At 64.7% G+C, this 12336-nt stretch carries 12 protein-coding genes; all 12 read left to right on the forward strand.

What is annotated here, in order from left to right:
• Positions 1-57 precede the first annotated feature (57 nt).
• The 12 genes from ABIE32_RS03020 (at position 58) to ABIE32_RS03075 (ending at position 12323) form a co-directional block, all read left to right on the forward strand.
• Complete coding sequence (locus ABIE32_RS03020; RefSeq protein WP_429013814.1) at positions 58-1026, forward strand: TauD/TfdA dioxygenase family protein; 969 nt, start codon at positions 58-60, stop codon at positions 1024-1026.
• Between the two features lie 255 nt (positions 1027-1281).
• Positions 1282-2415, forward strand: coding sequence for an ABC transporter substrate-binding protein (locus ABIE32_RS03025; RefSeq protein WP_429013816.1), 1134 nt, complete (start codon positions 1282-1284; stop codon positions 2413-2415).
• Positions 2416-2589: 174 nt separating this feature from the next.
• Positions 2590-3645, forward strand: coding sequence for an ABC transporter ATP-binding protein (locus tag ABIE32_RS03030; RefSeq protein ID WP_429013819.1), 1056 nt, complete (start codon positions 2590-2592; stop codon positions 3643-3645).
• Positions 3646-3655: 10 nt separating this feature from the next.
• On the forward strand, positions 3656-4588 hold the full coding sequence (locus ABIE32_RS03035; protein WP_429013821.1) for an ABC transporter permease: 933 nt from the start codon (positions 3656-3658) through the stop codon (positions 4586-4588).
• A gap of 89 nt (positions 4589-4677) precedes the next feature.
• Positions 4678-6330, forward strand: coding sequence for an amidohydrolase (locus ABIE32_RS03040; RefSeq protein ID WP_429013824.1), 1653 nt, complete (start codon positions 4678-4680; stop codon positions 6328-6330).
• Between the two features lie 27 nt (positions 6331-6357).
• Positions 6358-6552 (forward strand): DUF2905 domain-containing protein, encoded by a 195-nt coding sequence (locus tag ABIE32_RS03045; protein ID WP_429013826.1) that lies wholly within the window; start codon positions 6358-6360, stop codon positions 6550-6552.
• Positions 6553-6689: 137 nt separating this feature from the next.
• Positions 6690-7712 carry an ABC transporter ATP-binding protein gene (locus ABIE32_RS03050; RefSeq protein WP_429013829.1) on the forward strand — a complete coding sequence of 341 codons (1023 nt, stop codon included), beginning with the start codon at positions 6690-6692 and terminating at the stop codon, positions 7710-7712.
• A gap of 81 nt (positions 7713-7793) precedes the next feature.
• Entirely contained in the window at positions 7794-9092 is a 1299-nt protein-coding gene (locus tag ABIE32_RS03055) for an ABC transporter substrate-binding protein (protein WP_429013831.1), read from the forward strand.
• A gap of 110 nt (positions 9093-9202) precedes the next feature.
• Positions 9203-10102: a carbohydrate ABC transporter permease gene (locus ABIE32_RS03060; protein ID WP_224153148.1), complete on the forward strand. Its 900-nt coding sequence runs from the start codon at positions 9203-9205 to the stop codon at positions 10100-10102.
• A complete protein-coding gene (locus ABIE32_RS03065; RefSeq protein ID WP_184705285.1) occupies positions 10099-10926 on the forward strand; it encodes a carbohydrate ABC transporter permease in 828 nt (275 codons plus the stop codon). Before ABIE32_RS03060 ends, ABIE32_RS03065 begins: the two co-directional genes overlap by 4 nt.
• Positions 10927-11007: 81 nt before the next feature.
• The gene (locus ABIE32_RS03070; RefSeq protein ID WP_429013835.1) at positions 11008-11400 is read left to right on the forward strand and encodes a VOC family protein; all 393 of its coding nucleotides are present in this window, start codon (positions 11008-11010) and stop codon (positions 11398-11400) included.
• 83 nt (positions 11401-11483) lie between these two features.
• Complete coding sequence (locus tag ABIE32_RS03075; RefSeq protein ID WP_429013837.1) at positions 11484-12323, forward strand: endonuclease/exonuclease/phosphatase family protein; 840 nt, start codon at positions 11484-11486, stop codon at positions 12321-12323.
• Positions 12324-12336 lie beyond the last annotated feature (13 nt).

A 12336-nucleotide genomic window follows, 5' to 3' on the forward strand; every position in this document is an offset into this window, starting at 1 on the left:
GGCTTCTACAGTGGCATCACCGCGATGGATTTGCCACCGCCCCTTGAGGAAGCCGCCATGTCTGCCCTGTTCGATGCCCTGACCGCTCACCCGTTCTCCTTCCGCCGCCCGGTACCGGACTCGGCCCTGCGCCAGGCGCCAGCGCGCGCTGCCGGCCCCGCGTTTGAAGTGCGCCCCATCAGCCAGCCCGATGGAGCCAGCAGCCGCCTGGGTGTGGAGGTGGTGGGGCTCGATCTGGCCGAGCCGCTTGGCAGCGACGATTTTGCCCGTCTACACGAGGCGCACCTGCAGCACAGCGTGGTGGTGTATCGCAACCAGCGCATCACCCCGGCTGAGCACATTGCGTTCAGCCGCCGCTTTGGCCCGCTGCAGCGCCATGTGCTGCGCAATTTCAAGCTCGATCAGCATGACGAGATTCTGGTGGTCTCCAACATCATCGAAGGCGGCCAGCCCACGGGGCTGGGGGATGCCGGGGCGTACTGGCATTCCGACCTGTCGTACAAGCCCAAGCCAGCCCTGGGTTCGCTCCTGCACGCGCAGGAGCTGCCCGAGGTGGGCGGCGATACCCTGTTTGCCGATCAGGTGGCAGCCTACGACGCGCTGCCATACACGCTCAAGCAGCAACTGGCGGGCCTGCTTGCCGAGCACAGCTATCTGCTCAAGTACGAAGAGTTGCGCGCGCGCAACCCGTTCCGCCCCAAGCTGAGCGATGAGCAGGTGGCCGAGGTCAAGCCCGCCATTCACCCGGTGGTGCGCACGCACCCCGAAACCGGGCGCAAGGCGCTTTTTGTCAGTGAGCATTTCACCACCCGCATCGTCGGGCTGCCGCAGGCCAGGTCCGACGCGCTGCTGGCCGAGCTGTTTGCACACAGCACGCAGCCGCAGTTTGTGTACCGCCACCTCTGGCAGCCGCACGATCTGCTGTTCTGGGACAACCGCGCCGTGCTGCACCTGGCCACCGGCGTGCCCGAGGGGCAGCGCCGCAAGCTCTACCGAACCACCATCGAAGGCGATGTGCCGGTATGAAGAATTTGAATGAAAACAACCTATCGCGCCCATCCAGAAAGCGCGGACAGCTCCTGTTTTTGATGTCGATGTGCATGGCTGCCGCGTGTTGATGCCAGATGGAAAGCGCGGCCATTGCGGCCCCTCAACGGCTTTCACCTCCTGCCTCTTCGCGGCGATTGACGCCCTGCCCCCGGCACGTACCTTCACGCGCCTCCTCGCACCTCGCAAGGTGCGCCTGCCGGGGCCATTTACCCCTCGCATCGTATTTAAGCCATGAAATTCAGCAACCAATGGGCGCCTGCCGCTCGCCAATCGAAGCAAGAACATTCAAAAACCATAGCGGACAGCGCGCAGCCATCCTCTGCCGCCAGCCGCCGCCGCGCCCTGCGTGGTGCCCGCAAGAACGCGGCCGCCGTGCTGGCCGCCACGGCCCTGCTGTGGGGGCTGGGCACCGGCGTGGCGCAGGCGGCCGAAGGCCAGCTGCGCATTGCCCAGCAGTACGGCATCGTCTACCTGCTGCTCAATGTGGCGCAGGACCAGCAGCTGATCGAGAAGCACGGCAAGGCCCAGGGCGTGGACATCAAGGTCAACTACCTGCAGTTCTCGGGCGGGCCGGCGGTCAACGACGCGCTGCTGTCCGGCAACGTCGATATCGCAGGGGCAGGGGTTGCGCCGCTCTTCACGCTGTGGGATCGCACCAAGGGCAAGCAGAACGTCAAGGGCGTGGCCTCGCTGGGCAACTTTCCGTATTACCTGGTCAGCAACAACCCGGCCGTCAAGACGATTGCCGATTTCACCGACAAGGACCGCATCGCCACACCGGCGGTGGGTGTCTCGGTGCAGTCGCGCGTACTGCAGTACGCATCGGCCAAGCTGTGGGGCGACAAGGAATACCAGCGGCTCGACAAGCTGCAGGTGGCCCTGCCGCACCCGGATGCAGCGGCAGCCATCATCAAGGGCGGCACCGAGATCAGCGCGCACTTTGGCAACCCGCCCTTTCAGGAGCTGGAGCTGGCGGGCAACCCCAACGCCCGCATCGTACTGAACAGCTACGACGTGCTGGGCGGCCCCGCTTCATCCACGGTGCTGTACGCAACCGAGAAGTTCCGCCAGGAGAGCCCCAAGACCTACCGCGCCTTTGTCGATGCGCTTGACGAATCGGCACAGTTCATCAAGGCCAACCCGGACAAGGCGGCCGACATCTTCTTGAAGAGCGGTGGCGGCGGCAAGGTGGACAAGGCACTGGTACTGCAGATTCTGAAGAACCCGCTGGTGCAGTTCACCATCCAGCCGCAGAACACGGTGGGCCTGGGCCAGTTTCTGTACAAGGTCGGCGTCATCAAGACCCGGCCGGAAGCCGCCAAGGATTACTTCTTTGACGACCCACGCATTGCCGGAGGGAGTTGATCGGAGCACCACTCTGAGGCGCTGCGCGCCTTCCCCCCCGCTCTCGCTTTGCTTGCGCAAAGCGGGCAGGGGGACGACAGCCTCGGTGCGCGGCGGCGCTTCCTCGCTGTCTCGCAGATGGGCGACGCCGGTTGGATGCGCTGCTTGTGGCGCACAGCACGATGGAGAACAGACATGTGGCGAAATTTTGCTTTGGGAAATCTGGGTGGTCTGGGGCGTGATGCAGGCGGGCAGGACAGCGATGTGGCCGTGGGCCCCTCTGCCTGGCTGCGCAGCGCGGCCGAGCCTTTTGCCAGCCAGGCAGAGGCGGAGCTGGCGGGTCGCCTCTCGGCTTCTGCACAAACTTATCCACAAGCGGGCTCGGAGCCGCAGCGCAGTGGCGCCTTGCTGGAGGTAGACCGGGTCAGCATCGACTACGCCACCCGCGAGCGCGTGGTGCGGGCCACGCACCAGGTGAGTTTTGGCGTGCACGGGGCCGACCGTTTTGTACTGCTGGGCGCCTCGGGCTGCGGCAAATCCACCCTGCTCAAGGCCATGGCGGGGTTTGTTCCGGTGAGCGAGGGCGCGATTCGCCTGGGCGGCACGCCGGTGCACGGCCCGGGGCCGGACCGGGTGATGGTGTTTCAGGAATTTGACCAGCTGCCGCCCTGGAAGACCGTGCGCGAGAACGTGATGTTTCCGCTGCTCGCCTCGCGCCGCGCCAGCCGGAAGGAAGCCCGCGAGCGCGCCGACTGGTACCTGGACAAGGTGGGCCTCAGCCGCTTTGCCGATGTGCACCCGCACCAGCTCTCTGGCGGCATGAAGCAGCGCGTGGCCATTGCGCGCGCGCTGGCCATGCACCCCCAGGTGCTGCTGATGGACGAGCCCTTTGCCGCGCTCGACGCGCTGACGCGCCGCCGCATGCAGGAGGAGCTGCTGGCGCTGTGGGACGAGCTGCGCTTTACCCTGGTGTTCGTCACCCACTCGATCGAAGAGGCGCTGGTGGTGGGCAACCGCATTGCCATCCTCTCGCCGCACCCCGGGCGCCTGCGCGCCGAGATCAACGCCCACAGCTTTGATCTGGCCAGCAGCGGCAGCGCCGCCTTCCAGGCCGCGCACCAGCGCATTCACCGGCTGTTGTTTGAAGAAGAGCTTGCTATAGATATTGATGATGAGGCGCGCGCCAGTCGGGTGGCAGCGGCCAAAAACATCGCAAATGTTCCAGATGGCGGCCTGCGCCGCGCGGCATGAAAGGACTCCCATGACATCCGTCACGATTGCCGCAATCGCCCCTGCCGGTGGCGCGCCTTCTTCCGCACCCGGCAGCGGCCAGCAGCAGCCGCCCATCCGGCCCGAGGCTGAATACGCGCTGCCTGCTGCACCCGCCGACATCCAGGTGCGCGCGCTGCCACTGGCCACACGGCTGCTGCAGCACCCGCTGCTGCGCAAGGCCATCATCCTGGCCGTGCTGGCACTGGTATGGGAGGTTGCCGCCCGCTGGCAGGACAACGACCTGCTGCTGCCCACCTTCACCCAGACCGCCGCCACCCTGGTGCGCGACCTGGCCAATGGCGAACTACTGGCCAAGGCGGCGGTGTCGCTCGGCATTCTGGTGCAGGGCTATGTACTGGGCGTGGCGGGGGCGCTGCTGCTCACGGTGCTGGCTGTCTCCAGCCAATGGGGGCGCGATCTGCTCACTACCTTGACCAGCATGTTCAACCCGCTGCCCGCCATTGCCCTGCTGCCGCTGGCGCTGCTGTGGTTTGGTCTGGGGCAGGGCAGCCTGCTGGTGGTGCTGGTGCATTCGGTGCTGTGGCCGCTGGCGCTGGCCACCTACGCGGGCTTTCAGTCTGTGCCCGACACCTTGCGCATGGCGGGCCGCAACTATGGCCTGCGGGGTGTGCGCTATGTGCTGCAGATTCTGGTGCCTGCGGCGCTGCCTTCCATCCTGTCGGGGCTCAAGATCGGCTGGGCCTTTGCCTGGCGCACCCTGATCGCGGCAGAACTGGTGTTCGGCGCCTCGTCGGGCAAGGGGGGCCTGGGCTGGTACATCTTCCAAAGCCGCAACGAGCTTTACACCGACCAGGTGTTCGCCGGGCTGGCGCTGGTGATCATCATCGGCCTCCTGGTGGAGACCTTGGGCTTTCACCAACTGGAGCGGGTCACCGTCAGGCGCTGGGGCGTGCAGCGGTAGAACGGGTTATCGGGTGGTGGATTCGCGGACAATGGCTGCTTCAGCGCCTTGTCCGCTTTTTTGCAGCTTTCTGAACCACCGCCTCCGCCATGCCTTCCTGCCTGTTCACCAATGCCAAAGTCTTCACCGGGCGCAGCGAAACCGAGTTTGCCTCCGCCTTTACCGTCAGGGACGGCAAGATCACCTGGGTGGGTCATGTAAACGATACGGGCGGTGCGGGTGATGGGCAGCAGCCCGCCGCAGACCTGCAGATCGATCTGCAGGGCAAGACCGTGGTGCCGGGCTTCATCGATGTGCACACCCACCCCACCTTTCTGTCGCAGATCGTGGATGCCGTGCCCTGCACCGTGCCGCTGGTCGAAGACATTCCGGGCCTGGTTGCCGCGCTCCGCAAGCACCCCAAGGCAGGCATGGGCCCGAACGACTGGATCGAAGGCTGGGGCTATGACGAATCCAAGCTGAAGGAAGGGCGCACGCCTACGCGGCATGACCTCGATCAAGTCTCCACCACACAACCGGTCTATGTGGGGCGCTCCGACTGCCACTCGGGCATCTGCAACACCCGGGCACTGCAACTGGCAGGCATTGGCCGGGAGACTCCCGATCCCATCGGCGGCCACTTTGGCCGCGACGCGGATGGCACCCCCAACGGCGTACTGACCGAGCTGGCCGCCAACAGCGTGGTGCAGCGCGCCAAGGCCGTGCAGGATTACGCGCAGGCCGTGGGCAGCCTGGCGCGCACCTCGCAGCGTTTCAGCGAACGCGGCATCGTCGCCGTGACCGACATGATGGCCTTCACCCAGCCGTTTCACCACCTCGATGTGTACCGCGATGCAGCGCAGGCGGGCTTTAGGCAGCAGGCGGCGCTGTATTTTTCGTGGGAGCCCTGCAAGGGCGATCTGCTGGCAGGCCTGCAGGCCGCGCAGAAGGAGGGGCGCGTCAAGATTGCCGGCATCAAGCTGTTTGCCGATGGCTCCATCTCCGGCAAGACCGCCTGGTGCAGCTGCGCCTACAAACATACCGGCAGCCAAACCGGCAGCCTGTTTGGCATGTCGCTGCTCACCAGCGCGGCGCTGGAGCAGGCCTACGAATGGTCGCGGGCCAACGGCGTGCAGATGGCTGTGCACGCCATGGGCGATGCCGCGCTGCAACTGGTGATCGATTTCTTTGCCGACAAGCAGCCCTGGCTGCCCGGCGGCATTCCGTCGGTGCGGCTGGAGCACGCCACCTTGCTCAAGCCCGCGCAGATCGCGCAGATGAATGCCATGCCCATGCAATGGGGCGTGGCCACGCAGATCATCTTCATGTTTGCCGAGTACGACGCCTATACCGAGAACCTGGTCGATTCGGAGTTTGACCAGTCCTACGCGCTCAAGACCTTCTACCAGGAGATTGCGCACGTGGCGCTGTCGTCCGATGCTCCGGCCACCACCTGGGCCGATCCGGACAATGTCTTCGTCTCCATCCAGGCGGCCGTGCAGCGCCGCGCCTACAACGGCGCGCCCATTGTGGACAGCCAGGCGCTGACCGTGCCACAGGCCGTGCTGCTCTACACCGCGCGCGCAGCCAGCCTCTCGCCCTTCGAGGGGCAACTGGGCCAGATCGCCCCGGGCTTTGAAGCGAGCTTTGCCGTGCTGAGCGGCGACATCTTCAGCATGCCCGCCGCAGACATTGGCACGCTGCGTGTCGATGCCACCTGGGTGGCAGGCGAGCAGGTGTACGGGGTAGAGCAGGGCTTGTAAGGCCTCGCAAGCCCTACACTGGCAGCTATGTTCCGCTGGCTGATCGTCGTCTTTCTTGCGCTGTTGCTGCTCAACGGCTTTTCTGCGCTGCTGCGCAAGATCGGCCTCGGGCGCCTGCCGGGCGATTTCGAGATCACGGTCTTTGGCCGAAAGATCTGGCTGCCGATTGCCACCACGGTGCTGCTGAGCATGGTGGCGGCGGGGATTGCGCGTTACGTCTAGCGCCGGGCCTGCGCCGCCAAACTGTCATAGATGTAACGCAATCAGCCCACCCATGCGACCGCTGGCACTTTGATATCGCACGGATATGCGGGAAAGTTTGTAAACAAATTGTCATCGTACCTTCATACACTGGGGCGATGTCATCCATTGAGTTAACGCAGGTTGCCAAGTCCTGGGGCAACACCACGGCCTTGCATTCCGTGGATCTGAAGATCGCGCCGGGCAGTTTCTGTGTGCTGCTGGGGCCGTCGGGCTGCGGCAAATCCACCACCTTGCGCATCATTGCGGGGCTGGAGAATGCCACCTCCGGCAAGGTCTTGATCGGTGGCAAGGACGTCACCCATCTGCCGCCTGCGCAGCGCGGCATTGCCATGGTCTTCCAGAACTATGCGCTGTTTCCCCACCTGAGCGTGGCCGAGAACATCGGCTTTGGCCTGTCGGTGCGCAAGGTGCCCAAGGCAGAGGCCGACAAGCGCCTCAAGGACGCAGCCGATCTGCTGGGCCTGTCGCACCTGCTGGACCGCAGGCCCGGCCAGCTCTCGGGCGGCCAGCAGCAGCGCGTGGCCCTGGGGCGTGCGCTGGTGGCGCAAGCCCATGTATGCCTGATGGACGAGCCGCTCTCCAACCTGGATGCACAACTGCGCCAGGAGATGCGCGCCGAGCTGCGCGAGCTGCAGCAGCGCCTGGGGCTGACCGTGGTCTATGTAACGCACGACCAGGCCGAAGCCATGAGCATGGCCGACCAGGTGGTGCTGCTGCACCAGGGCAGGGTGGAGCAATGCGCCGCGCCGCGCGACATGTATGCGAGGCCCGCCACCACGTTCGCGGCGCGCTTTATCGGCACGCCTGCCATGAACCTGCTCAAGCTCGACGACGGCGCCATTGCCGGCAGCGACGTGCGGCTGGCCGCGCCGCTGGGTGCTGCCTGGCTGGGCCTGCGGCCCGAAGCCGTGGCGCTGGGCCAGGGCGGCGTGAACGCACAGCTTGCCGGGCAGGAATACCTGGGCGCCGATGTGGTGCTGCGCTGCGCAATCGGCAGCGAGCAGATCACCGTGCGCGCGCCCGGCCAGCACCACATCAGTACCGGGCAGGCCATGCCATTGGCCTGGCAGGTGGAAGACATGCACTTTTTTGACGCCGAAGGCCGGCGCATGCAGTGAGGCCGCCCAGCTTCCGGTTCCCTTTTCTGACCTTTTTGGTCTTTCGCACTTTGCTTTTTTGCCGATAACAGGAGTGATCCCGTGCAACGCCATACGTTCTTGAAAACCATTCTCGCCACCAGCGCCGCCATGCTGGGCCTGACCGCCACGGTCGCCCACGCTGCCGATCCGCTGGAAGTGCCGTTCTACTACCCGGTGGCCGTGGGCGGCCCGATCACCAAGGTGATCGACGGCTATGCGGCGGATTTCAACAAGGCGCATCCCCAGTACAAGATCACGCCGATCTATGCGGGCACCTACCAGGAAACCATCGTCAAGGCACTCACGGCCAACAAATCGGGCAAGGCGCCAGCCACCTCGGTGCTGCTGTCCACCGACATGTTCACGCTGATCGACGAAGACGCCATTGCGCCGATTGACGATTTTGTGAAGACCGACGCCGACAAGGCCTGGCTCAAGGGCTTCTACCCGGCCTTCATGGCCAACAGCCAGACCGGCGGCAAGACCTGGGGTGTGCCTTTCCAGCGCTCGACGGTGGTGATGTACTACAACAAGGACGCCTTCAAGGAAGCGGGCCTGGATCCGAACAAGGCCCCCGCCACCTGGAAGGAGCTGAACGAGGCTGCCAAGAAGCTCACCAAAAAAGATGCCAATGGCAACGTCACGCAGTACGGCATCCAGATTCCATCCACCGGCTTTGCCTACTGGATGCTGCAGACCCTGACCACCCCCAACGACGTGCTGCTGGCCAACGAGGCGGGCACCAAGGTCACCTTCGACAACCCCAAGGTCATCGAGGCACTGGATTTCTGGGTCAACCTGACCAAGGAAGGCGTGCACCCCAAGGGCGTGGTCGAGTGGGGCACCACCCCCAAGGACTTCATGGAGAAGAAGGCCGCCATCATCATTACCACCACCGGCAACCTGACCAACCTGAAGGCCAACGCCAAGTTCGATTTCGGCGTGGGCCAGATCGCTGGCAATGTGCGCAAGGGCGGCTCGCCCACCGGCGGCGGCAATTTCTATATCTTCAAGAAGGCGCCCAAGGAGCAGCAGCAGGCCGCGTTCGAATTTGCCAAGTGGGTGACCCAGCCCGAGCGCGCCGCGCAGTGGAGCATGGACAGCGGCTACGTGGCCGTGTCGCCTGCCGCGTACGACACGCCAGCCCTCAAGAAGTACGGACAGGAGTTCCCGCAGGCGCTGGTGGCGCGCGATCAACTGCCCGTGTCGGTGGCCGAGTTCTCGACGCATGACAACCAGCGCGTGACCAAGGCGCTGAACGACGCCGTGCAGGCTGCGCTCAATGGCACCAAGACTTCGGCGCAGGCCATGAAGGATGCGCAGAAAGAAGCGGATCGCATCCTGCGCAGCTACCAGTGATGACCGCGGGGCGTGCATGCAGGCCCTGATGCGTCATTGCCGCCTCAGCGTTTGTATGCATGCCCGTGCGGTGCGATAGCTTCACCACGTAGAAAAAGAAATCGATTGGAATGAGTGCATCTTCCTCCTCCGCCGCCGGCTCGGGCCAGCGCAGCATCCACGCCTGGCTGCTGCTCCTGCCTGCGCTGGTGCTGCTGGTCACCTTCACCCACTGGCCAGCGGTGGCCACCTTCATCGACAGTTTCTATTCCACCCCCAAAGGCGCGCGCGCTGCCGTGTGGGTGGGGCTGGAAAACTATGAAACCATGGTCGATGACCCGGTGTTCTGGCAGGCGGTGCGTAACAACCTGTGGTTTGCGGCGGCCACCATTCCGGCGTCCATCGGTCTGGCGCTCTTGATGGCGGTGTGGGTGAACGAGCGCATCGCGGGCCGCACCTTCATCCGCATGGCGTATTTCACGCCCACGGTGCTGCCGATGATTGCGGTGGCCAATATCTGGCTGTTCTTCTACACGCCGCAGTACGGTCTGCTGGAGCAGGTCACCACGGCGCTGGGCCTGCCGTCGCACAACTGGCTGGGCAGTCCGTCCACGGCGCTGGGCGCGGTCACCCTGGTGGCGGTGTGGAAGGAAGCGGGCTTTTTCATGATCTTCTACCTGGCCGCGCTGCAGACGCTCAACCCCAGCCTGAAGGAGGCGGCTGCCATTGAAGGCGCATCGCGCTGGTATTTCTTCCGCCGCGTGCAGTGGCCGCTGCTGATGCCGACCACCTTGTTCGTGCTGGTCAACGCGGTGATCAACGCCTTCCGGCTGGTGGACCACGTCTTCATCCTGACGCGCGGCGGCCCGGACAACGCCACCACCTTGCTGCTCTACCACCTGTACGAGGTGGGTTTCAAGTTCTGGGACACCGCCTACGCGGCGGCGATCACCGTGGTGCTGGTCGTGGTGCTGGCGAGTGTTGCGCTGTTCCAGTTTTTCGTGCTCGATAAAAAGGTGCATTACAAATGAACGCCGCACCTGCCGTGATCTACCGCCACACCTGGTTCGACACCCTGGCCGCCTGGCTGCTGGCGCTGCTGTGGATACTGCCGCTCGCCTACGCGTTCTGGACGGCCTTCCACCCCAGCGACTACGCCATCCGGTTCGACCTGACCGCTCCCTGGACCTTGCAGAACTTCCGCAATGCCTGGGAAGCGGCGCCCTTTGCGCGCTACTTTCTGAACACCACCTTGCTCGTGGCCATCATCCTGGCCGCGCAACTGGTGCTCTCCACCCTGGCTGCGTTCGCCTTTGCGCGCTACCAGTTCCGTGGCAAGAACATTGCCTTTGCACTGGTGCTGGTGCAGCTGATGATCATGCCCGACATCCTGCTGGTGGAGAACTACCAGACCATGGCGCGCCTGGGTCTCGTCGACACCCTGTTTGCCATCGGCCTGCCGTACTTTGCCTCGGCCTTTGCCATCTTCTTGCTGCGCCAGACCTTCATGGGCATCCCCAAGGAGCTGGACGAGGCCGCGCGCGTGGAAGGCGCAAGCACCCTGCAGATCCTGTGGCGGGTGTACGTGCCGCTGGCCAAGCCGGTGTACACGGCGTTTGCGCTGGTGTCCGTCAGCTTTCACTGGAACAACTTTCTCTGGCCGCTGATCATTACCAACAGCGTGGAGTCGCGCCCGCTGACCGTGGGGCTGCAGGTGTTCTCCAGCGTGGAGCAGGGCGTGGACTGGTCCACCATCACCGCCGCCACCTTGATGACTTCGGCGCCGCTCCTGGTGGGGTTCATCCTGTTCCAGCGGCAGTTTGTGCAGAGCTTCATGCGCGCAGGTATCAAGTAAACACCTTCCAGTAACCGCTAATACGGTTGTGTTAATGGCACTAGGCCGGTTACAGTCAGCGCATCTTTCTGGGAGCAACCCATGTCCGGACCTGCAGCAGCTGGCGTGCTGATCTACGCCAAAAACCTTGACCTGTTGGCGCAGTTCTACGCGCAAATCCTCGGTATGCGCGAGCTGCACCGCAGGGATGAGATCGTGGTGCTGCAATCGGCGCACTTGCAGCTGCTGATTCACGCCATTCCTGCACCGATTGCCGAGCATGTGCATGTGTCCACGCCGCCCGCCAAGCGCGACAATGTGGCGCTGAAGTTTTTCGCCACCGTGGATTCCATGGCAGCAGCCCGCGCCTTGGCCGCGCAGCTGGGCGGCCAGGTGTTTGACGACGAATGGCAGGGCCCCGGCTTCGTGGCTTGCAACGCCATGGACTGCGAAGGCAATGTGTTTCAGCTGCGCGCGCCTGCCGACGCCGTGTAGTGCAGTTGCTTTCTCATGTTTTTGTAGCATTTGGCGCTTGATGGGTGGGCGCCTGGTCTTCATTCGACGAGGTATTGGGGCGCATGCAGATACTGACCTGGAACGTGCAATGGTGCTGCGGGCTCGATGGCGTTGCCGACCCGGCGCGCATCATCCGCCATGCGCAGGGCATGGGCGACATCGACGTGCTGTGCCTGCAGGAGGTGGCAGTGGGCCACCAGGCCTTGGCAGGCGGCCCGGGCGATCAGGTGGCCCAGATCCAGGCTTTGCTGCCCGGCTGGCAGCTGTTTTTTGCGGCAACCACCGATGGTTTTGATGCGCACGGCCGGCGCCGCAGCTTTGGCAACCTGGTGGCCACGCGCCTGGCGGTAGCCGAGGTGGCCCAGCACCGGCTGCCCTGGCTGGCGGAAGCTGGCGTGGTGAGCATGCCGCGCGGCTGCCTGGTGGTGACGGTGCGCGACCCGCACCTGGGCCTGGTGCGGGTGATGACGACGCACCTCGAATACCACAGCGCCACGCAGCGCATGGCGCAGGTGCGGGCGCTGCAAGGCATCCACGCCGAGGCGCTGGCGCAGTGCGGCGCGCCGCCCGGCAGTGCGCCCGCTGCCACGCCCTACACCACGCCGGTACACACACCACATGCCGTGCTGTGCGGTGATTTCAACATGGGCCCGCTTGACGCCGAATATGCGGCCCTGGTAGCGCCTGGGGTGGCCAGCCTGCACAACAGCTGGCAGGTGCTGCAGGGCGATGCGCCGCAGCCTGCCACCTTCTGCGTGTTCGACCACACCTGGGGCCCGGCACCGGTGGCCTGCGATTTTGCGCTGGTCAGCGACAGTCTGCGCGGCCATGTGCAGGGCTGGCGCAGCGATGGCGCCACGCAACTCTCTGACCACCAGCCGGTGCTGCTGACCCTGGCCTGACGCGGCCCGGCTT

It is taken from the genome of Comamonas sp. 4034 (genome assembly GCF_050434545.1).
Lineage (GTDB): Bacteria > Pseudomonadota > Gammaproteobacteria > Burkholderiales > Burkholderiaceae_C > Comamonas > Comamonas odontotermitis.